At 71.7% G+C, this 20,643-nt stretch carries 18 protein-coding genes; 7 read left to right on the forward strand and 11 right to left on the reverse strand.

The genetic code is table 11. From position 1 onward, the window contains the following. Positions 1 to 48: 48 nt before the first annotated feature. The 7 genes from ACZCAH_RS13760 to gcvT all read right to left on the reverse strand — a co-directional run bounded on the left by ACZCAH_RS13760 (position 49) and on the right by gcvT (position 8,492). Positions 49 to 291 (reverse strand): hypothetical protein, encoded by a 243-nt coding sequence (locus ACZCAH_RS13760; protein WP_464341619.1) that lies wholly within the window; start codon positions 289 to 291, stop codon positions 49 to 51. A 65-nt stretch (positions 292 to 356) separates the two neighbouring features. Continuing rightward, positions 357 to 1,106: a gamma-glutamyl-gamma-aminobutyrate hydrolase family protein gene (locus ACZCAH_RS13765; RefSeq protein WP_464341620.1), complete on the reverse strand. Its 750-nt coding sequence runs from the start codon at positions 1,104 to 1,106 to the stop codon at positions 357 to 359. Positions 1,107 to 1,262: 156 nt separating this feature from the next. Then, positions 1,263 to 2,408, reverse strand: a complete 1,146-nt coding sequence (locus ACZCAH_RS13770; RefSeq protein ID WP_464341621.1) for a glycosyltransferase family 4 protein — start codon at positions 2,406 to 2,408, stop codon at positions 1,263 to 1,265. Positions 2,409 to 2,543: 135 nt separating this feature from the next. After that, a complete protein-coding gene (locus ACZCAH_RS13775) occupies positions 2,544 to 3,755 on the reverse strand; it encodes a cobalamin-independent methionine synthase II family protein (RefSeq protein ID WP_464341622.1) in 1,212 nt (403 codons plus the stop codon). Between the two features lie 96 nt (positions 3,756 to 3,851). Further along, positions 3,852 to 6,812 (reverse strand): aminomethyl-transferring glycine dehydrogenase, encoded by a 2,961-nt coding sequence (gene gcvP, locus ACZCAH_RS13780; RefSeq protein ID WP_464341623.1) that lies wholly within the window; start codon positions 6,810 to 6,812, stop codon positions 3,852 to 3,854. 110 nt (positions 6,813 to 6,922) lie between these two features. Next, complete coding sequence (gcvH, locus tag ACZCAH_RS13785; protein ID WP_464341624.1) at positions 6,923 to 7,294, reverse strand: glycine cleavage system protein GcvH; 372 nt, start codon at positions 7,292 to 7,294, stop codon at positions 6,923 to 6,925. 67 nt (positions 7,295 to 7,361) lie between these two features. Continuing rightward, positions 7,362 to 8,492 carry a glycine cleavage system aminomethyltransferase GcvT gene (gene gcvT / locus ACZCAH_RS13790; RefSeq protein WP_464341625.1) on the reverse strand — a complete coding sequence of 377 codons (1,131 nt, stop codon included), beginning with the start codon at positions 8,490 to 8,492 and terminating at the stop codon, positions 7,362 to 7,364. Positions 8,493 to 8,702: 210 nt separating this feature from the next. Between gcvT and ACZCAH_RS13795 the strand changes: the two genes are divergently transcribed. The 3 genes from ACZCAH_RS13795 to ACZCAH_RS13805 are packed head-to-tail and all read left to right on the forward strand — an operon-like array spanning position 8,703 to position 10,939. Then, entirely contained in the window at positions 8,703 to 9,278 is a 576-nt protein-coding gene (locus ACZCAH_RS13795) for a GNAT family N-acetyltransferase (protein WP_464341626.1), read from the forward strand. A gap of 42 nt (positions 9,279 to 9,320) precedes the next feature. Next, positions 9,321 to 10,160, forward strand: coding sequence for an aldo/keto reductase (locus ACZCAH_RS13800; protein WP_464341627.1), 840 nt, complete (start codon positions 9,321 to 9,323; stop codon positions 10,158 to 10,160). Continuing rightward, a complete protein-coding gene (locus ACZCAH_RS13805) occupies positions 10,157 to 10,939 on the forward strand; it encodes an SIR2 family NAD-dependent protein deacylase (RefSeq protein ID WP_464341628.1) in 783 nt (260 codons plus the stop codon). The genes ACZCAH_RS13800 and ACZCAH_RS13805 overlap by 4 nt, the downstream gene beginning before the upstream one ends. 4 nt (positions 10,940 to 10,943) lie before the next feature. Here the strand turns inward: ACZCAH_RS13805 and cysE are convergent, their stop codons facing one another. Continuing rightward, the gene (cysE, locus tag ACZCAH_RS13810; protein ID WP_464341692.1) at positions 10,944 to 11,504 is read right to left on the reverse strand and encodes a serine O-acetyltransferase; all 561 of its coding nucleotides are present in this window, start codon (positions 11,502 to 11,504) and stop codon (positions 10,944 to 10,946) included. A gap of 66 nt (positions 11,505 to 11,570) precedes the next feature. Further along, complete coding sequence (gene cysK / locus ACZCAH_RS13815) at positions 11,571 to 12,500, reverse strand: cysteine synthase A (protein ID WP_464341629.1); 930 nt, start codon at positions 12,498 to 12,500, stop codon at positions 11,571 to 11,573. Between the two features lie 192 nt (positions 12,501 to 12,692). Between cysK and ACZCAH_RS13820 the strand changes: the two genes are divergently transcribed. Then, a complete protein-coding gene (locus tag ACZCAH_RS13820) occupies positions 12,693 to 14,306 on the forward strand; it encodes a DUF5129 domain-containing protein (RefSeq protein ID WP_464341630.1) in 1,614 nt (537 codons plus the stop codon). Between the two features lie 36 nt (positions 14,307 to 14,342). Here ACZCAH_RS13820 and trpS read toward each other — a convergent pair whose 3' ends face one another. Then, entirely contained in the window at positions 14,343 to 15,419 is a 1,077-nt protein-coding gene (trpS, locus tag ACZCAH_RS13825) for a tryptophan--tRNA ligase (RefSeq protein ID WP_464341631.1), read from the reverse strand. Beyond that, positions 15,416 to 16,435, reverse strand: coding sequence for a LacI family DNA-binding transcriptional regulator (locus ACZCAH_RS13830; protein ID WP_464341632.1), 1,020 nt, complete (start codon positions 16,433 to 16,435; stop codon positions 15,416 to 15,418). The genes trpS and ACZCAH_RS13830 overlap by 4 nt, the downstream gene beginning before the upstream one ends. Before the next feature lie 160 nt (positions 16,436 to 16,595). Here ACZCAH_RS13830 and ACZCAH_RS13835 point away from each other — a divergent pair, with 160 nt between their 5' ends. From ACZCAH_RS13835 to ACZCAH_RS13845, 3 genes are all read left to right on the forward strand, one after another. After that, a complete protein-coding gene (locus tag ACZCAH_RS13835) occupies positions 16,596 to 17,879 on the forward strand; it encodes a sugar ABC transporter substrate-binding protein (RefSeq protein WP_464341633.1) in 1,284 nt (427 codons plus the stop codon). A gap of 186 nt (positions 17,880 to 18,065) precedes the next feature. Next, positions 18,066 to 19,643, forward strand: a complete 1,578-nt coding sequence (locus ACZCAH_RS13840) for an ABC transporter permease subunit (RefSeq protein WP_464341634.1) — start codon at positions 18,066 to 18,068, stop codon at positions 19,641 to 19,643. A 20-nt stretch (positions 19,644 to 19,663) separates the two neighbouring features. Then, positions 19,664 to 20,563 (forward strand): sugar ABC transporter permease, encoded by a 900-nt coding sequence (locus ACZCAH_RS13845; RefSeq protein ID WP_464341635.1) that lies wholly within the window; start codon positions 19,664 to 19,666, stop codon positions 20,561 to 20,563. The last annotated feature ends 80 nt before the right edge of the window (positions 20,564 to 20,643 follow it).

A 20,643-nucleotide genomic window follows, 5' to 3' on the forward strand; every position in this document is an offset into this window, starting at 1 on the left:
TGTCGGGCACTGTGCTGTCCTGGATGGCCCGCGCACTGCGGGCGGGGCTCACTTCGTGAGGAAGCGCGGCACCAGGTCGAAGGTGATGAAGAGGGCGACGAGGCACATGCCGAGCCCCGCGATGAAGGTCACCGGGGTGAACATGGCCATCACGTAGAGACCGCCGACGAACAGCCCGAAGAGCAGCACGAACAGCACCACCGACAGGGGCAGGCTGTTGCCCGCGGAGGTCTGGTTGCGCGCACGCGGCGCGGCGGCCTCGCTCGTGCCGTCGACCTGCTCGTTGCTCATCTGCTGTGTCCTCCGCTTCGGCTCTCGATCGCGTCCGGTCGGGGACGCGGGCGACGGGCACCATTCTAGACCAGGGCGGGCGCCTCGGCCGACGCCGCGCGATGGCGGACCGCGGCGAGCAGGGTGCCGAACACGGCGAGCCCGTCGGAACCGTCGATCTCCGGATGCCACTGGACGCCCAGCACGCTCGAGCCGGACCCCGACTCGACGGCGAGCGGGAGGCCGCTCTCGTGCCGCGCGACGATGCGCAGGTCCCCCGCGACCTCGCGCACCCCCTGGTGGTGGAAGGCGGTGACCTCCGCGCTCGTACCGAGGGCGAGCGCGAGATCGCTCGCGGCCTCGATGGCGGTGGTCACGGCCGTGGGCCGCTCCCCCGTCACGGGATGGGCCGGCAGGTCCGTCGGGAGGTGGCGGTGCAGCGAGCCGCCCTCGGCGACGACGATGATCTGCAGTCCGCGGCAGATGCCGAGCACCGGCACGCCCGCCGCACGGGCGGTGCAGTACAGGGCGGTCTCGAAGGCGTCCCGCGCGGGATCCGGGGTCATGTCGGTCTCCAGGGCGTTCTCGCCCCAGGTCCCGGGATCCAGGTCGGTGCCGCCGGTGAGCACGAGGCCGTCGAGCTCGGCGATCTCCTCGGTGGTCCAGTCGTCCTGCGGCGCGATGATCACGGGGCGGGCCCCGGCCTCGCGCAGCGCGCGGACGTAGTGCTCGGTGACCACCACGGCGTCGTGGCCCGCCCAGGCGCCGGACATCATGGTGCGGGTCCCTGCGGTCACGCCGATGAGCGGGCGACGGGTGGTGGTGCGCTGCGCCATGAGTGGTCCTTTCCGCGGAGATCCCTGCCGCCCGGTGACGGCGACGGGACCCAGTCCACCCCGGCGGGACCGATCCGGGCGAACTCTGTGGCGGAATGTGACGACGGGACGCAGTCAGTTCTGAGCGGTCAGCCCTGTGCGGTCAGTTCGGTGCGGTCAGCTCGGCGCGGTCACGGCGGCGTGCTGCGCGATCGCCTCGCCGTAGTAGCCGCGCAGCTGCTCGGCGAGGACCGGCCAGGTGCGCTTGCGCACGGAGTCCAGTGCGGCCTCCCCGAAGGCACGGCGCTTGGCGTCGTCGAAGAGCAGGTCCCCGGCATGCTCGCGCATCTCGTCGAGCATGCCCGGGGTGTAGAGCCAGCCGGTGCGGCTGGGGGTGACCAGGTCGACGGGGCCACCGCGGCGCGGGGCGATGACGGGCAGGCCCGAGGCCATGGCCTCCTGGATCGTCTGCCCGAAGGTCTCCAGCTCACCCGGATGGATGAACAGATCGGCGCTCGCGAGGTGGGTCGCGAGGTCGGTGCCGGAGCGGAACCCGGCGAAGCGGGCCCGGGGCATGGCCCGGCGCAGGGCATCCTTCTCCGGGCCGTCGCCGACGATCAGCAGCCGCACCCCGGGCACGTCGTGGATGACCCGCAGGTCCTCGACCTGCTTCTCGGGGGCGAGGCGGCCGACGTACACGACGAGCTTCTCGTCGGCATCGGCGTACTTCGCCCGCAGCTTCTCGCTGCGCAGCGAGGGAGAGAACAGCGACGTGTCGACGCCGCGGCGCCACAGCGAGACGCGTTCGATGCCGTGGGCCACGAGCTGGTCGTGGGTGGCGGTGGACGGGGCGAGGTTGAGGGTCGCCCGGTTGTGGACGTCCTTGAGCAGCTGCCAGGAGGCGGCCTCGAGGAAGGGCATGCCGTAGCGGGCGGTGTAGCCGGGGATGTCGGTCTGGTAGACGGCGACCGTCGGCACCCCGAGCTTCTGCGCCGCGACCACGGCGCGCCCGCCGAGGATGGTGGGCGAGGCGAGGTGGACGACATCCGGCTGGAAGTCCTCGATGCGACGGCGCAGGGTCCCGGCGCTCGTCGTCGCGATGCGCACCTCGGCGTAGCCGGGCAGCGGGGCGGAGGCGATGCGGCGCACCCGGATCTTGCGCCCGCAGGCGGTGCGCAGCAACTTGTCCGCACGGGGCCACTGAGGGGCGATGATCGACAGATCGTCACCGGCGGCGGCGAAGTGGTCGACGATGCGGAGCACGGAGTTCGTGACCCCGTTCATATGCGGCAGGAAGGACTCGGCGACGACAAGGATCCTCACGCCTCGATCATGCGCCGTCGGCCGCGCCCGCGGACCACGTCCCCGTGACGAGTCGTCGACGGCCCGGTGAACTCTCGCCCACCGGGCCGTCGTGCCGCGCTCGGCGAGCCCTTCCGCGACGGGTTCTGGGACCGCTCAGAGGCGGGCCGAGGCGATCGCCGCTCCCTCGACGAGAGAGGCGAGCTTCGCCCAGGCGATCTGCGGGTGGATGCGCCCGCCGAGGCCGCAGTCGGTCGAGCCGATCACGCGCTCCGGACCGACGATCCGGGCGAAGCGCTCGAGGCGCTGCGCGACCAGCTCGGGGTGCTCGACGACGTTGGTGGCGTGGGAGACGATGCCGGGGACGATCACCTTGTCGTCGGGCAGCTCGAGGTCCTGCCACACGGTCCATTCGTGCTCGTGGCGCACGTTCGCGGCCTCGAAGGAGTAGTACGTCGCGTCGATCTCGAGCAGCAGCGGCGCGATGTGGCGGAACTCGATGTCGGTCGTGTGGGGTCCGTGCCAGGAGCCCCAGCACAGGTGGAAGCGGGTCTGCTCGGTGGGGACGTTGACGAGCGCGCGGTTGACGGCGTCGACTCGCTTGCGGGTGAACTCGACGTAGTCAGCGACGGAGGGCTCGGGGTTGATCTGGTCCCAGTTCTCGGCGATCGAGGGGTCGTCGATCTGGACGGTGAGGCCCGCGGCGGCGATCGCCTCGTACTCGGGGCGCATCACCTCGACCCACGCGTCGAGGAAGGCGTCCTCGTCGCCGTAGTGGTCGTCGGTGATGCGGGAGCCGGAGCCCGGGGAGAGCGCGGCGAGGTAGCCGCCCTGGTAGCCGGCCGCCTCGAGCGCGGCGCGGAAGTTCGCCACGTCCTGGGCGACGAGCTCGCGGCCCGTCTCCGAGTAGGCGATCTGGGAGGTCGCGGCCGGGAAGGTCGGCTGGGAGCCGACGGTGATGCCGGAGGTCGGGTCCTGGTACGCGTCGGCGAAGATCGTCCAGTCGCGGCGGTCGGGGAAGGTGGTCAGGCGCACGTTCCCGGGGCTCGAGCGGACCGGCTCGGAGGAGAAGATGTCGCTGCCCGTGATCTCGAGGCCGCTGACGCGGTCGAAGATGTACGACCACCAGGAGCCGTAGTTCACGGCGGAGCCCATGAGGTGCCCGTACTCGCCGTCGTTGGGGATCGAGATGCCGATCTCGCGCTGCTTCGCGACGACGTCGACGACGGCCTGGCGCAGCACTTCGCGGAACTCGTCGCTGGGCTGCGGGGTCAGGCCGTCCTCGCCGACGGGTCGGGCGGCGTTGGCGGCGATCAGTTCCGGGCTGCGGGGCAGAGAGCCGGCGTGGGTGGTGAGGATCTCGGTCATGCCCCGAGAGTAGGAGCCCGTTCCTCGCGAGCGGGAATCGCGGCGCCACAGCCGTTCACACGGCGCCTCCCCGGGCCGAGGAGGCACCGCGCGGGCTCAGTCCAGCGGCCAGGTGGGCACCAGGTTGCGATCGCCGTAGGCCTGGTCGATGCGGCGCACCGGCGGCCAGTACTTCGACTGGATGCGCATCTGCGCGCTGTCGTGGACGGAGTCGTCCTCGGGAGCGGTCCACGAGCCGGGGTAGACGGCGATCTCGCGGGAGTAGGGGTGGGTCCACTCCCCCGTCGCGATCGACGCGGCCGTGTGCGGGGCATTGACGAGCGGGTTGTCGTCGGCGGGCCAGGTGCCGTCCAGCACCTCCTCGGCCTCCTTGGCGATCATCAGCATCGCCTCGACGAAGCGGTCGATCTCCGCGAGGTCCTCGGACTCCGTCGGCTCGATCATGAGCGTCCCGGCGACCGGGAAGGACATGGTCGGGGCGTGGAACCCGTAGTCGATGAGCCGCTTGGCGACGTCGTCCACCGAGATGCCGGTGCGGGCGGTGAAGGGCCGCAGGTCCACGATGCACTCGTGGGCGACCAGACCGTTGTCCCCCGTGTAGAGGATCTCGTAGGACTCCGAGAGGCGGCGGGCCATGTAGTTCGCGGCGAGCACCGCGGAGGCCGTTGCATGGCGCAGCCCGTCGGGCCCCATCAGCCGGATGTAGGTCCAGGTGATCGGCAGGATCGACGGCGAGCCGTAGGGCGCCTGCGAGACCGGGGCGCCACCGTGGACGAGCTCGCCCCGGCCCACGACCTGATGCTCCGGGACCTGCATCGCCGCGTGCCCCGGCAGGAAGGGGGCGAGGTGCGCCTTGGCCGCGACCGGGCCGACGCCCGGGCCGCCGCCGCCGTGGGGGATGCAGAAGGTCTTGTGGAGGTTCAGGTGGGAGACGTCGCCGCCGAACTCGCCGGGGCGCGCCACCTGCAGCAGGGCGTTGAGGTTCGCGCCGTCGACGTACACCTGGCCGCCCGCGTCGTGCACCAGCTGGCACACGGTGCGCACCTCCTCCTCGTACACGCCGTGCGTCGAGGGGTAGGTGATCATGATCGCCGCGAGCTCGTCGCCGTGATCCTTGATCTTCTGCTTCAGGTCGTCGAGGTCGATGTTGCCGCGGTCGTCGGAGTCGACGACCACGACGCGCAGACCAGCGTTGACGGCGCTCGCGGCATTGGTGCCGTGCGCCGAGGAGGGCACGAGGCACACCTCGCGGGCGGACTCTCCGCGGGAGGCGTGATAGGCGCGGATCGCGAGCAGGCCGGCGTACTCGCCCTGCGAGCCGGCGTTGGGCTGGAGGGAGACGGTGTCGTAGCCGGTGAGCGAGGTCAGCCAGGTCTCGAGCTGACCGATCAGCTCGAGATAGCCCTCGACGTCCTCGCGCGGGGCGAAGGGATGGACGCCGTTGAACGCCTCCCAGGTGATGCCCGCCATCTCCGTCGCGGCGTTGAGCTTCATCGTGCAGGAGCCCAGCGGGATCATGCCGCGGTCGAGCGCGAAGTCGCGGTCCGAGAGGCGGCGCAGGTAGCGCATCATCGCGGTCTCCGAGCGGAAGGAGGAGAACACCGGGTGGCGGAGGATCGCGTCCTGGCGCACCAGCCGCGCCCAGCCCGCACCCGAGGTGACGCCGGCGTCCCCGTCGGCCCCTTCCGCGGGCTCGGCCCCGGGCTGCGGGGCGTAGGGCGCGAAGGCGGCGGCGATGGCCTCGAGGTCGGAGCGGGTGATCGTCTCGTCCAGGGCGAGATGGACCAGGTCGTCGTCGACGGCGTGCACGAGATAGCCGGCCTCCGCGACGCCGGCGGCGATCTCCCGGGCGCGCCCGGTCACGCGCAGCTCGAGGGCGTCGAAGAAGGAGTCCGAGACCAGCTCGTAGCCGCTGCGGCGCAGCACGTCGGCGAGGGCGGCGGTGCGATCCGCGACCCGTCGGCCGATCCGGGTGAGGCCCTCGGGACCGTGGTAGACGGCGTACATCGCGGCCATCACGGCGAGCAGCACCTGCGCGGTGGTGATCGAACTGGTGGCCTTCTCGCGGCGGATGTGCTGCTCGCGGGTCTGCAGCGAGAGGCGGAAGGCGGGATTGCCGTCGGCGTCCTGGGAGACGCCGACGAGACGGCCCGGGAGCTGTCGCTCGAGGCCCTTGCGGACGGCGACGAAGCCGGCGTGGGGGCCGCCGAAGCCGAGCGGCACGCCGAAGCGCTGGGAGGTCCCGACCGTCACGTCGGCGCCGAGGGAGCCCGGCGAGGCGAGCAGCGTCAGGGCAAGGAGGTCCGCGGCGACGATCGCCACGGCCCGGGTGGACTTCACCGCAGCGATGACTTCGCTCGGATCCCACACGCGGCCCGAGGCGCCGGGGTACTGGATCAGGGCCCCGAAGTACTCGCCCTCGGGAGCGCCGTCGCGAGCGAAGTCGACCTCGCGCAGCGTGATGCCGAGCCCGTCGGCCCGGCCCTGGAGCACCGCCTTGGTGGCGGGCAGGGCGTCGGTGTCGACGAGGAAGACGTCGCCGTTGCGCTTCGCGGTGCGGCGGGCGAGCATCAGCGCCTCGGCCGCGGAGGTCGCCTCGTCGAGGGTGGACGCATTGGAGACGTCCATGCCGGTGAGATCGCAGATCATCGTCTGGAAGGTCAGGAGCGCCTCGAGCCGGCCCTGCGAGATCTCCGGCTGGTACGGGGTGTAGGCCGTGTACCAGGCGGGGTTCTCGAGCACGTTGCGCTGGATCACCGCCGGGGTATGGGTACCGTGGTAGCCGAGCCCGATGAGCGAGCGGCGCACCGTGTTGCGATCGGCGAGGGCGCGCAGCTCGGCGAGCGCGGCGGGCTCGGTCACGGCCGCGGGGACGTCGGTGTCGACGTCCTCCTCGAGCAGGATCGTGGAGGGCACGGCGGCCCGCAGCATCTCGTCGAGGCTCTCGTAGCCGAGCACCTCGAGCATGCGGCGCTGCGCCTCGGGATCGGTGCCGACGTGGCGAGTGACGAAGGAGTCGTGGCCGAACGCGGGCGACGACACGGACGAGGAGGTCATGAACGGGCTTCCCTGGGTGGTGCGAGAGCGGATGGGTGGCGACGGGGCCGAGGGCCGCCGCGGCGAGCGCGCTCGGCGGCGGCCGCGCGGGGCGGCCGCCGCCGGCCGGCTCAGGAGGCGGTGAAGGCCTGGTAGTCCTCGGCGGACAGCAGATCCTCGGGCAGCTCCGCGAAGCGCACGCGGATCAGCCAGCCGTCCTCGAACGGCGAGGAGTTCACCAGCTCGGGGGTGTCCACCACGGCCTGGTTCACCTCGGTGACCGAGCCGGTGAGCGGGGAGAAGAGGTCCGAGACCGACTTGGTCGACTCGATCTCGCCCATCTCGGTGCCGGCGGTGACCTCGGCGCCCTCCTCGGGCAGGTCGACGTAGACGACGTCGCCGAGCTGCTCGGCGGCGTAGTCGGTCACGCCGACGAGGGCCACGCCCTCGGACTCGACGCGTACCCACTCGTGGTCCTTGCTGTACAGGAGCTCTGCGGTCATGGGGTGTCCTTCCGTCAGGGGATCGGGATTCGGGGAGGGTCGGGGAGCGTGCGTCCGGCGCGGAGCGTCAGGCGCGGGAGTAGAAGGGCAGGGCGACGACGCGGACCGGCAGGTCCTTGCCGCGGACGTCGGCGATCAGCTCGGTGCCGATCCCGGTCAGGTCGGGGCGGACGAGCGCCATCGCGATCGGGTGCCCGAGGGTCGGCGAGAGCGCCCCCGAGGTGATCACCCCGACCTCGGCGCCGTCGGCGTCGCGGACCACCGCGTCGGCGCGGGCGGCGCGCCGGCCTTCCGCGGAGAGACCCACGAGCACGGGCAGGTCCCCGTGGTCCGCACCCTCGAGGGCGGCGCGGCCGACGAAATCGCCCTTCGAGGCCAGGGCGACGACCTTGCCGAGACCGGCCTGGACCGGCTTCAGCGCGCGGCCCAGCTCGTGCCCGTACAGCGGCATGCCGGCCTCGAGGCGGAGGGTGTCGCGGCAGGCGAGGCCGCAGGGGGTTAGACGCTCGCCGCCGACGGCGACGAGGCGCTCCCAGAGCGGGACGGCGAGCTCGACGGGCACGTACAGCTCGAAGCCGTCCTCCCCGGTGTAGCCGGTGCGGGCGACGAGCATCTGCTCGCCCCGGTAGCTGCCCGCGAGGACGCGGTAGTAGCGCAGCGCGGTGAGGTCCTCGGCGGTCAGACCCGCGACGTCCTCGTCACCGAAGAGCGCCTCGAGCAGGATCTCCTCGCTGAGCGGCCCCTGCACGGCGATCAGCGCGGTCGCCGCGGAGGCGTCGTCGACCTCGACGTCGAAGCCGTGGGCGCGGGCGATCAGCTCGCCGGCGTCGACCTCGGCGTTGGAGGCGTTGGCGACCACCAGGAAGTGGTCCTCGGCGAGGCGGTAGGCGATGACGTCGTCGATCACACCGCCGTCCTCCGCGAGGATCAGCGAGTACTTCGCGCGGCCGACGGCCATGGTGGACATCTTCCCGGCGAGCGCGTGATCGAGCGCCTGCCCGGCCTGCGGACCGCGCAGGTGGATCTCGCCCATGTGGCTGAGGTCGAAGATCCCGGCCCGCTCGCGGACCGCGGCGTGCTCGCGCAGATCCGAGTCGTAGCGGACGGGCATCCGCCATCCCGCGAAGTCCGTGAAGGTCGCCGCCGACGCCTCGTGGACCGACTCCAGCGCCGTGCTGCGCAGCGACTCCTCGACCATGGTGCTCCTTCATCCTCACCGGGGACGGACTCCCGCCCCGCACCGTGCGCCTCCCGACTCCTCGGGTGCTGCGGCACGCCCTCGTGCCGCAGGGTCACCCTATCGCCCGTCCAGAGGCCGGGCGGCACTCTCGCGAGTTCCCCGCGGAACACCCGGCAACCGGCCCGAACGGCCCGGGTCGGGTGCCGAGGGACGGGTACGGTGGTTCCCGTGACACGTGAAGGCACGACCGAATGGCCGGTCGAGATCCGCAGCGAGAGGCTGGCGATCCGCGCGCCGGGCGAAGCGGACCGCACGGCCATGATCCGCCTGATGACCGATCCGGTCACCCGCGAGTATCTCGGCGGCACAGTCGACTACGCGTCGCGCCAGGCCCTTGAGCTCTCGCCCCTCGGACTCACCTGGGGCCGCTGGGTGCTGGCGACCCTCGAGGACGACCGGATGATCGGATCCATCACCCTGGACTACGACCGCGGAGAGCTCGAGCTCTCCTACGCCCTCCTGCCGGAGTGGACGGGCCGCGGCTATGCCGCGGAGGCCTGCGCCGCGCTGCTCGCCTGGGCGCGGGAGGCGCTCGAGGACGACCACGTCATCGCCGTCAGCCAGACCCGCAACAAGCGCAGCGTCGCCCTGCTGCGCAAGCTCGGCTTCTCGGTCCGCAAGGGCCTCGAGGAGTTCGGGACGCAGCAGCTGCTGCTCGAGCGGAGCCTCGCGGAGCCGCTCCCCGAGCGCGTCGACTCCCTGCAGACCGAGCAGGACCCGCCGCCGCCCGCGCGCGCCCACTAGGTAGGCTGGCCGGGTCCGCTCTCCCCGTCGTTGGAGGACCCCATGACCGCGCTGACCATCCCCACCACCACGCTCGCCGACGGCACGACCTTCCCGCTGATCGGCTTCGGTACCGGCGGCCTCAAGGGGCCCGATGGGGCGCAGCGGATCGCGACCGCCCTGGGCGCGGGCTACCGCCTGCTCGACACCGCCGCCCAGTACGGCAACGAGGCGGCGGTCGGCGAAGCCGTCCGCCTCTCGGGTCTGGACGTCGACGAGGTGCTCGTGACGACGAAGATCGCCGGGGGCGACCAGGGCCGCGAGGCCGCGCGCTCGGGGTACCTCGAGTCGCTGCGCCGGCTCGGCCTGGACCGCGCCGCCCTCGTGCTGATCCACTGGCCCAACCCCTCGCGCGGCCTCGCCCTCGACACGTGGCGCACCCTCGTGGACCTCAAGGAGGAGGGGCGGGCGCTGCACATCGGGGTCTCGAACTTCCGGCCCGAGCAGATTCAGGAGCTCGTCGACGCGACCGGGGTCTGGCCCGAGGTGAACCAGATCCAGCTCTCCCCCGCCCTCGCGCGCCACGACACGGTCGCCTTCCACGACGAGCACGGCATCGTCACCGAGGCCTGGGGCCCGCTCGGCGGCCGCGACGGGCTCGGCACCCAGTTCGCCTTGCGCAAGGTCGCCCAGAAGCACGATGCGACCCTCACGCAGGTCACGCTGCGCTGGACCATCGACCGCGGCATCGTCGTGATCCCCAAGTCAGGCGATGCCCAGCGACAGCTCGAGAACGCCTCGCTGGATCACGTGCGCCTGGACGACGAGGACCGCGCGCTGCTGGCGAGCCTGGACCTCGGGGAGGACGCCGCCTGGGATTCCCGGGAGCACGAGGAGTGGTGACCGGACCGGGAGGTCGCTTCTCCCCCGGTCCGGAGCATCGCGAGATCGTCTTCCTCACCGGCTCGGGGCTCAGCGCCCGCACGGGCCTGGGGACCTTCCGCGGCCCGCAGGGTCTGTGGGCCCTCGAGCCCGAGACCGAGCGGGCGATGCATGCCGAGCACCTGCCGGACTCGCTGCCGCAGCTGTGGAGCGTCTGGGGGCGGATGGCTCGCATCGCCACCGCTCACGGGCCGACGCCCGGCCATCGGGCGATCGCACGGATGGGCGCTCCCGTGATCACGCAGAACATCGACGGGCTCCACCAGGCCGCGGGCAGCGAGGTGGTCGCCGAGCTGCACGGCAGCGCGCTGCATGCGGTGTGCCTCGGGGCGGACTGCGCCTGGCGGGAGTCGATCACCCCCGGGGACGGCCCGCGCGCCGAGGACCACGGGGCGCCCGGGAGCTGCCCGCGCTGCGGGGAACGAACCCGGCCCGATGTGGTCCTCTTCGACGAGATGCTCCCGCCGTCGGCCCTCGACCTGGCGATGCGGCTCGCCCAGCGTGCGGACCTGCTGGTCGCCGTGGGGACCAGCGGGGTGGTCTTCCCGGCCGCGCAGCTCGCCCCGCTCGCCCGGGCGCACGGGGCGACCACGGTGCTGATCGACATCGACCCGCCCGCAGGCGGCGCGCTCCGCGCGGCCTTCGACCACGTCCTCGCGGAGGACGCCCACGAGGTGCTGCCGGCCTGGGAGCGTGCGATGAACGGGCGCTCGACCGCCTCGTTCCTCGACCCCTTCTGACCCGTCAGATCCAGATCGCCGGGTCGACGTTCTCCTCGGGATGCGCGGCGCCGCTGCGCACCGTCGCGGGGATGCCCACGGCGGTCGCGCCGGCGGGCACGTCCTTGACGACCACGGCGTTCGCACCGATCTGGGCGCCGCTGCCGATGAGGATCGGTCCGAGCACGCGCGCGCCCGCGCCGATGGTCACGCCGTCGCCGATGGTGGGATGGCGCTTGACCCGCTCCATCGACCGGCCGCCGAGGGTCACGCCGTGGTAGAGCATGACGTCGTCCCCGACCTCGGCGGTCTCCCCGACGACCACGCCCATGCCGTGGTCGATGAAGAAGCGGCGGCCGATGCTCGCACCGGGATGGATCTCCACGCCGGTGATGGAGCGGGCGCCCTGGGCCATCACGAGCGCGGTGCGCTTCGCCCCGTGCTCCCAGAGCCGATGGGCGAGGCGATGGGTCCAGATGGCGTGCAGCCCGGGAGAGGTCAGCAGGATCGACAGGTCATCGGTCGCCGCCGGATCCCGGCGGTGCGCCGCCGCGAGGTCCTCGCGGACCGTCGCGACGACACCCATCACCCGGTCCGTCAGCCGGCCCGGCAGGGTGCTCGCCCCATGCGTGCGGGCCATGGCGTCCCCGGCTCAGTCCGCGTACTGCGCGAACAGCGGGGTGGAGAGGTAGCGCTCACCGAAGGAGGGGACGATCACCACGATGGTCTTCCCGGCGAACTCCTCGCGGGAACCGATGCGGGCGGCGGCCTCGATCGCGGCACCGGAGGAGATGCCCACCAGGAGGCCCTCGGTGCGCGCGACGGAGCGCGCGCGCTCCATCGCGGTCTCGGCATCGATGTCGAGCACCTCGTCGTAGACCTCGCGGTCCAGGATCGAGGGCACGAAGTTCGCGCCGATGCCCTGGATCTTGTGCGGGCCGGGGGCGCCGCCGTTGAGGATCGCGGACTCCTCGGGCTCGACCGCGAAGACCTTCACCTCGCCCTTGCGCTCCTTGAGCACCTGACCCACGCCGGAGATGGTGCCGCCGGTGCCGATGCCCGCGACGAGCGCGTCGACCGCACCTTCGGTGTCGGCCCAGATCTCCTCGGCGGTGGTGGCGCGGTGGATCTCGAGGTTGGCGGGGTTGTCGAACTGGCGGACCTGGACGGCGCCGCGCTCGGCGGCGATCTCCTGGGCCTTCTCGACCGCGCCCTTCATGCCCTTGGCGGCCTCGGTGAGCACGAGCTCGGCGCCGTAGGCGCGCAGCAGCATGCGCCGCTCCTTGGACATCGACTCGGGCATGGTCAGGACCACGTTGTACCCGCGGGAGCTGCCGATCATGGCGAGCGCGATGCCGGTGTTGCCCGAGGTGGCCTCGACGATGGTGCCGCCGGGCTGCAGCTCGCCGGATTTCTCCGCGGCGTCGATCATGGCCACGCCGATGCGGTCCTTGACGGAGTTGGCGGGGTTGTAGAACTCGAGCTTGGCGAGCACGGTCGCCTTCACGTCGTCGCCGAGCCGGTTGAGCTTGACCAGCGGGGTGCGACCGACGAGCTCGGAGACGTTCTCGTACACGGGCATGAGTTCCTCCTCGATTCCGGCAGGACCGCGGGGACACGGCCGCTGCAAAGCACTGCTTGGCGCGATCATAACCCGCCCCCTGGGGTGAGACTGGGGACCGTCCACCGCCATCATCCCCCGCCCCCGATCGACACGCCCGGTACCGACGGAGGTCGGAGGCGTGCCTTCGTCCCGCGACCTACCCTCGACGGCATGTCACGCCACCCGGACGTCCGTCCCGCCGCCCCGTCGGAGCCCGGAGGCCGCACCGCCGTCGCCGTGACGTCGCCCACCGCTCTGTCTTCTGCGTCCGCTGCGCGCGGACTGCTGGTGCTCACGGCGTTCCTCGCCGTATCGCTCGGCATGCTGCTGGTCCCGCTCTCTTCGGCCCGGGCCGAGGCCCCGCGGGAGGTGTTCATCCACGACACCGTCGGCGTGCTCGACCGGGAGGAGGTCACCGAGACCCTCGAGAGCACGGACTTCCGCACCGAGGTGCGGCTCGTGGTGCTCGTGATGGACGTGAGCGAGGCCGGTTTCGATCCGGCGGACGACCTCGCCCTGAACGACGCGGTGCTCGACGTCGCACGGGAGCGGGAACCCTCCCTGATCGCCTCGGGCGGCGAGGTCTGGGCCGACGGGACCGTGATCCTGGCGCTCGATCCCGAGAACCGCTTCCTGGGCACCTACGCCGGGGAGGACGTGAAGCTCAGCGATCGTGGGTTCGAGGCGGTGCAGGACGCCATGCGGGGTCCGGCCCGCAACTCCTTCTGGGACGACACGATCGAGGACGGCGCCGCGAAGTACGCCCAGCTCCTGCTGCGCCCGTGGTGGCAGAGCCCGGGGGGCGTGGTCGCCCTGACGGTCTCCGGCGCCGCGGCCCTCGGCGGCGGGTTCGGCCTGCTAGGGGCGCGCGGCGGGGCACGGCGACAGGCCGATGAGTCCCTCTCCCGCCTCGCCGGGATCGAGGGGGCGCGTCGGCGCACCGAGGAGGCGGCACGCACCCTGCCGACCGCCTCGGACTACGCGCGCGCCGCGAAGGCCGATCACGAGACCTTCGTGGACAACGTCGAGCGCGCCATCGCGCTGCGCGGGCAGCTCCCGAACTCCACCACCCGGCACTGGTCCTGGGGTCTGCGCGGCGCCGACCGTCGGCGGGCCCGCGAGCTGGAGGCCGTCGTGGACGAGGCGGACCACGTGGACGATCTGGTGGTCGAGGCCCGCGACCTGCTCACCCGCACCGGGGAGTGGCGGACGGTCTGGGAGCGGGAGATCGCCCCGCTGCGCGAAGCGATCGCCGGCCTGGACGACACTCCGCTCGCGGACGGGGAGGCCTCGACGGAGGAGCGGGAGGCCGCCGACTCGCTCCGCGCTCTCGGCGTGCAGGCGGGCACCGAGATCGACGAGCTGACCGAAGCCCTCGAGCAGCGGCGCACCTCGCCCGACGAGGCGCTCGAGCGCCTCGACACCCTCACCCGGGAGCTGTCCGCGGCGGCGGCGATGCTCCAGAGCAGCCGCATCTCCCGTCTCGCGGAGGACGATGCCGAGCAGGAAGTCCTCCGCCGCGCCGAGGAGTCGCCGAGAGATCCCCGCCGCTACCGTTCGCTGCGGGCGAGGAGGCACGCGCTCGAGGGCTCGTCCTCCTCGGATGCGGGACAGCCCTGGCACCTCAACCCCGTGTCCTGGTACTCCGGCTGGCAACACACGGCCGACACCAACCTCGACCAGCATCGCAACCCGCCGTCGAGCTCGAGCGGGGGCAGCTCCTCGGGCTTCTCCTCGGGATCCTCCGGCGGCTTCTCCGGGGCGGGCAGCTCGAGCCGCTTCTGAACGGGCAGCCTCAGGGGGCGGTGGCTCGGGCGGCGGTCAGTAGACCATCCCCATGGTCTCGCGGACCCGCGCGAGGGTCGCCTCGGCGGCCTCGTTCGCCCGCTCGTTGCCGGCGCGCAGGACCGCGAACAGATGATCGGGGCTCTGCTCGATCACCGCGCGACGGGCGCGCAGCGGCGCGAGGTGCTCGTTGAGGGCCTCGGCGGTGAGCATCTTGAGCGCGCCGGAGCCGGCATCGCCGATCTCCTCGGCGATCTGGGCGGGGTCGCGGTCGGTGCACAGCCCGGCGATGGTCAGCAGGTTCGCGACCTCGGGGCGACTCTCGGGGTCGAAGGTGATCCGCCGCTCGGAGTCCGTCTTGGCCTTCTTGATCTTCGTGAGCGTCTCGTCGGGGGTCATCCGCAGCATGACGGTGTTGCCGAGGGACTTGCTCATCTTCGCCGCGCCGTCGAGGCCGAGGATCGTCGGCGCCTCGGAGAGCAGGGCGTCGGGCAGCGGGAAGAACTCCTCCCCGCCGGCGTAGCGCTCGTTGAAGCGCCGTGCGATGACGCGGGTCTGCTCGATGTGGGGCAGCTGGTCCTTGCCGACCGGGACGAGGTTGCCGTGGCAGAAGAGGATGTCCGCGGCCTGGTGCACGGGGTAGGTGAGCATGAGCCCACCCATCGCGGTCTTGCCCGCCGCCTGCAGCTCGGCCTTCACGGTGGGGTTCCGCTCGAGCTCGGGCTGGGTGACGAGCGAGAGGAAGGGCAGCATCAGCTGGTTGAGGGCCGGGACCGCGGAGTGGGTGAAGATCGTGGCGCGCTCGGGGTCGATGCCCGCGGCGAGGTAGTCGGTGAGCAGCTCGCGCACGGAGCCGCGGATGTCGCCGAGCACCTCGCGGTCGGTGATGACCTGGTAGTCCGCGACGATCAGCCACGTCTCGACCCCGGCCTCCTGCAGGCGGACGCGATTGCGCAGCGAGCCGAAGTAGTGCCCGATGTGCAGGGCACCCGTGGGGCGGTCACCGGTGAGCATGCGCAGGCCGGAGGGGTCGGTGCGGATCTGCTCCCAGATCGCGTCACTGCGCTCCTGGGCGGTGTCGTAGCTGGTGCGGGGGGTGTTCGAAGCGGTCACCGGTCCATGCTAGCGGCCGCGCCGGGGGCGGCCGCGGTCGAGCCGCGCACGACGAGCTGCGGGCGCACGACCACCTCGGTGCGCGCGGGCCGACGGCTCTCCTCCCCGCCGCCCAGGGCCGTGCGCACGGCGGCCCGGGCGATCGACCCGACGGCCTGCCGCACGGTCGTCAGCGGCGGATTGGTCAGCGAGGCCCAGAAGACGTCGTCGTAGCCGACCACGGAGACGTCCCCGGGGACCTCGCGCCCGAGGGAGCGGATGCCCTCGAGGGCGCCGGCCGCCATCACGTCGGAGCCGCAGACGATCGCCGTGACACCGCGCTCGACGAGGTCGCGGGCCGCCTCGTAGCCGCCAGCGTAGGAGAAGTCGGTGAAGGCCACGGGCTGCGGCTCCTCGTCCCAGGAGGCCGTGACGTCCTCGAAGGCGCGGAGCTTCTCGCGCACGGGCCAGGTGTGCTCATCGCCCACCGCGAGGCCGACCCGGCGGTGGCCGAGGTCCTGGAGGTGCACCAGGACTGCGCGCACGGCGTGCTCGTCGTCGGTGGAGAGGAAGGCGGCCTCGAGATCATCGCGGACGCCGTTGACGAGCACGAGCGGCACCCCGGCGGCGGTCACCTCGCGGTAGTGGTCCACGGGCCCCTGTTGCTGGGCGTGGTGGCCGGAGATGACTATGATCGCCTCCGCCCCGCACTGCAAGAACCTCTGCAAGATCTCTCGCTCGCGCTCCGCGGTCCGGGCCCGCAGGGCGACGAGGGCGGAGGCCCCGCGCTCGAAGAGCTCGGCCTCAATGCGCTCGGCCCAGGCTGTGAAGACCTGGTTGTCGAGGTCGGGGACGAGCACACCGACGAGGGGCTCGGCCGAGCGGTCCCCCGGGAGTGCCCCGCGCCCCAGCCGACGGGCGACGTCCAGCACGTTCTGCCGTGTCGCCTCGTGGACCCCGGCGCGGCCGTTGAGCACGCGCGAGACGGTCGCCTCGCTCACCCCGGCCTGCTGGGCGATGTCGATGAGTCGCGCCATCACACCTCACCCCTCTCCCGGTCGGCGTCGTCGCCGTGACCGGATCGTCATTCGCAAGAACTTGCACATTCTTGCACGCTCCTGTCGTTCCGGTCTACAGTGAGCGCATCGAGCAGCTGTCCACCGACGGGCGGCTGCGACACGATTCGAAGGAGAAGACGTGCAGATCCGTCGCAAGAACTTCCTCGCCCTCAGCGGCGCCGTCACCGCCACCGCCCTGCTCGCCGCCTGCGGCGGCGGGGACGAGAACAGCACCGGCACCCGGTCCTCGGATGCCGGCGGCGCCTCGGACGCCGGTGGCGCCCCGGCCGCGCCGGCCGACGCCGACCTGGTGATCTGGGCCGACGAGGAGAAGGCCCCCGCCCTCGAGCCCTCCGCCCTCGCCTGGGGCGAGCAGAACAACCTCAAGGTCTCCGTGCAGGTCGTCCCCGGCGACGAGCTGCAGGCCAGCTTCATCACCGCCAACCAGGCCGGCAACGGCCCGGACATCACCATGGGCGCCCACGACTGGATCGGGAACCTGGTCCAGAACAGCGCCATCTCCCCGGTGCAGCTGCCCGCGGACATCTCCGACACCATCGCGGCGGTCGGCCTCGAGGCGGTCACCTACGACGGCCAGACCTACGGCGTCCCCTACGCCGTGGAGACCCTCGCGCTGTACGCCAACAACGCTCTGACCGACGCCCCCACCCCCGGCACCTTCGAGGAGCTCATCGCCGCCGCCGAGGCGGGCGGGGCCGAGAACATCCTGTCCCTCCCGGTCGGCGAGTCCGGCGATCCGTACCACATGCAGCCGATCTACACCTCCGCGGGCGGCTACCTGTTCGGCAAGGACGCCGAGGGCAACCTCGACCCCTCCGACCTGGGCGTCGGCAAGGAGGGCTCCCTCGCGGCGGCCGACAAGATCGCCGAGCTCGGCCAGCAGGGCGTGCTGAAGAACTCGATCACCGGCGACAACTCGATCACCCTCTTCGCCGAGGGAAAGTCCGCCTACTTGATCTCGGGCCCGTGGGCGCTCGCGACCGTCCGCGACTCCGGTGTGGAGTTCACCGTCTCCCCGATCCCCGGCTTCGAGGGCGGCCAGCCGGCCGCGCCCTTCGCCGGCGTGAACTCCTTCTACGTCGCCTCGCAGGCCAAGAACGCGGGCTTCGCCCAGCAGTTCATGACCGACGTGGCGAGCAACCCCGACGTCGCCAAGGCGATGTACGAGGCTAACCCGCTGCCCCCGGTGAACCTCCAGCTGCGCGAGGAGATCGCCGCGAGCGACGAGTACGTGATGATCTTCGCCGAGGCGGCCGAGGCCGCCGACCCGATGCCCGCCATCCCCGCGATGGCCGCCATCTGGGGCCCGCTCGGCATCGCCCAGGCCAACATCGTCGGCGGAGCGGACCCGCACCCGACCATGGAGGCCGCGGGCGAGGAGATCGCCACCGCGATCGGCTGATCCCCCGGCGGTGGCCCGTCGCCCGGCGCTCCCCGCGCTCGGCGGCGGGCCACCCGCCTCCCCGACACCTCGGGGGTCCTCGATCCGGGGTCCCCCTGCACCGCTCCTGCCCGCTCGACCCGGCCCGCGCCGTGCAGCGCCGCACGCCCCGCCTCCCCTTCCTGATCCGAAAGGCACAGTCGCCTCATGACCTCGACGCACGCCCCCGCGCACCGCCCGCGGTCCACGTCGGTCCCGGCCGTGATCGCCCGCATCCTGGTCCTCGGCGTCACCCTCGCGGTGACGGTCTTCATCGCCCCGGTCCTGATCGGCCAGCAGTCCTGGATGTGGCTGGTCGTGCTGCTGCTCGCCGCGACCGCGATCTTCGTCCTCTACTCGACCAAGCGCTTCATCCCCGGCAAGTACCTCTTCCCGGGCACCTTCTTCCTCGCCGTCTTCCTGATCATCCCGATCGCGCTGACGGTCGGGTACTCCTTCACCAACTACGGGGACGGCACCCGCGGCTCGAAGGAGCAGGCGATCGCCTCGATCGTCGCGAACTCGGTGCAGCAGTCGCCCGACGCCCCGCGCTACGCGATGACGGTCGCGACGGCCGGTTCACCGACCGAGGGGCCGTTCGTCCTCTACCTGGTCGATCCGACCGACGGCGCCGTGCTCAGCGGCGACGCCGAGACCCCGCTCGAGGAGGTCCCCGCCGGGGACGTTACCGTGGTGGACGGTCGCGTCACCGAGGTCGCAGGACTCACCGTCCTCGACGCCAACCAGGTCAACGCCGTCTACAACGAGCTGATGGAGCTCGCCGTCCCCGTGGACGAGTCCAGCGCCGTGCAGCCGCTCGGCGTCAACCAGGCCTTCGTGGGCACCACGGTGCTGCAGTACGACGAGGCGAGCGACACCATCACCGACACCGCCAGCGGCGAGGTCTACACCGTCGGCACCGTCGGCACCGAGCAGGCCTTCGTCGACGCCGACGGGAAGCAGGCCTTCTCGCAGGGCTGGCTGCAGGGCGTGGGGATGTCGAACTACGAGCGACTGTTCTCCAACGGGAAGATCGCCGGGCAGTTCGGCGCCGCCTTCGTGTGGACCCTCGTCTTCGCGGCGGGATCGGTCGCACTGACCTTCGTGGTGGGCTTCGCGCTCGCGCTCGTGCTGAACGACGAGCGCCTGGCGGGGCGCCGGATCTACCGGTCGATCCTGATCATGCCGTACGCCATCCCCGGATTCATCTCGCTGCTGGTGTGGTCGAACTTCTACAACCGCGACTTCGGCCTGATCAACGAGATGCTGGGACTGGACCTGAACTGGTTCGGCGATCCGAGTCTCGCGAAGGTCGCCGTGCTGCTGACGAACCTGTGGATGGGCTTCCCCTACATGTTCATCGTCTCCACCGGGGCGCTCCAGGCGATCCCGAACGAGCTCATGGAGGCCTCCCGGATGGATGGCGCGAGCCGCTTCCAGACCACCTCGAAGATCGTGCTGCCGCTGCTGCTGGTAGCCGTCGCCCCGCTGCTGGTCTCGTCCTTCGCCTTCAACTTCAACAACTTCAACGCCATCCAGCTGCTCACCGAGGGCGGACCGTTCCCCGACGGCTCCACCCGCGGCGCGACCGACATCCTCATCTCGATGATCTATCGCATCGCCTTCGGCGGCTCGGGGGCCGACTTCGGCTTCGCCTCCGCGGTGTCCGTGTGCCTGTTCATCCTGACCGGCGTGCTGGCCACCATCCAGTTCCGATTCACGAACGTCCTCGAGGACGTCAACTGAGCCCGCGGAAGGACCCACCCATGAGCACCACCACCGCTCCTCACGTCACCGCGCAGCGCCGCATGCCCCCGCGGCGCTGGCTCGCCGAGATCGGCTGGCGGCACGTCGTCGGCCTGCTCGCGATCGCCTTCGCGGTCTTCCCGATCCTGTTCGTGCTGTCCGCCTCGGTGAACCCCAGCGGCTCGCTGTCCTCGACCTCGCTGCTGCCCACCCAGGGCGTGACCTTCGAGCACTACTGGACCATGATCAGCGGCGAGCGCGCCAACTTCCTGCGCTGGTACCTGAACACGATCATCGTCTGCGGCGTGGTCGCCGTCGTGCAGGTCTTCCTCTCCCTGCTCGCCGCCTACGCCTTCAGCCGCTTCCGCTTCCGCGGCCGCCGCGGCGGGATGCTCGCCGTGCTGCTGATCATGATGTTCCCGTCGATCCTGTCGATGATCGCGATCTACACGATGATCGCGCAGCTCGGCGAGGCGGTGCCGATGCTGGGGCTGAACACCCTCGCCGGCTACATCGCCGTGCTGCTCGGCGGCTCCCTCGGTCAGGTCTGGCTCATCAAGGGCTTCTTCGACACCATCCCCAAGGAGCTCGACGAGGCGGCCATCATCGACGGCGCGACGCACTGGCAGACCTTCTCCCGGATCCTCGTCCCCTCGATGACCCCGATCCTGGCCACCACCCTGCTGCTGGCCCTGGTCGGCTCGATGAGCGAGTTCCTCATCGGCTCGATCTTCCTCACGGACGACTCGAAGAAGACCCTCGCGGTGGGCATGTACGGCATGTTCGCCTCGGACCGCTCGGCGAACCTCGGCGTCTTCGCCGCGGGCTCGGTGATGGTCATGCTGCCCGTGATCATCCTCTACCAGTTCCTGCAGCGGTACATCGTCGGCGGCTCGACCGCCGGCGCCGTCAAGGGCTGACCCCGCCTCCCGAGGACGGGCGGCCGGCCTCGCCGTCGACCGCCCGTCCTCCCCTCTGTCCCACCCTCCGGAAGGATCCC

It is taken from the genome of Brachybacterium sp. B718/18 (genome assembly GCF_055454375.1).

Coding starts and splice junctions, on each gene's coding strand:
- ACZCAH_RS13760 (WP_464341619.1), bottom strand. CDS start 291: ATGAGCAACGAGCAGGTCGACGGCACGAGCGAGGCCGCCGCGCCGCGT.
- ACZCAH_RS13765 (WP_464341620.1), bottom strand. CDS start 1,106: ATGGCGCAGCGCACCACCACCCGTCGCCCGCTCATCGGCGTGACCGCA.
- ACZCAH_RS13775 (WP_464341622.1), bottom strand. CDS start 3,755: ATGACCGAGATCCTCACCACCCACGCCGGCTCTCTGCCCCGCAGCCCG.
- gcvP (WP_464341623.1), bottom strand. CDS start 6,812: ATGACCTCCTCGTCCGTGTCGTCGCCCGCGTTCGGCCACGACTCCTTC.
- gcvH (WP_464341624.1), bottom strand. CDS start 7,294: ATGACCGCAGAGCTCCTGTACAGCAAGGACCACGAGTGGGTACGCGTC.
- gcvT (WP_464341625.1), bottom strand. CDS start 8,492: ATGGTCGAGGAGTCGCTGCGCAGCACGGCGCTGGAGTCGGTCCACGAG.
- ACZCAH_RS13800 (WP_464341627.1), top strand. CDS start 9,321: ATGACCGCGCTGACCATCCCCACCACCACGCTCGCCGACGGCACGACC.
- cysE (WP_464341692.1), bottom strand. CDS start 11,504: ATGGGTGTCGTCGCGACGGTCCGCGAGGACCTCGCGGCGGCGCACCGC.
- cysK (WP_464341629.1), bottom strand. CDS start 12,500: ATGCCCGTGTACGAGAACGTCTCCGAGCTCGTCGGTCGCACCCCGCTG.
- ACZCAH_RS13820 (WP_464341630.1), top strand. CDS start 12,693: ATGTCACGCCACCCGGACGTCCGTCCCGCCGCCCCGTCGGAGCCCGGA.
- ACZCAH_RS13830 (WP_464341632.1), bottom strand. CDS start 16,435: ATGGCGCGACTCATCGACATCGCCCAGCAGGCCGGGGTGAGCGAGGCG.
- ACZCAH_RS13840 (WP_464341634.1), top strand. CDS start 18,066: ATGACCTCGACGCACGCCCCCGCGCACCGCCCGCGGTCCACGTCGGTC.
- ACZCAH_RS13845 (WP_464341635.1), top strand. CDS start 19,664: ATGAGCACCACCACCGCTCCTCACGTCACCGCGCAGCGCCGCATGCCC.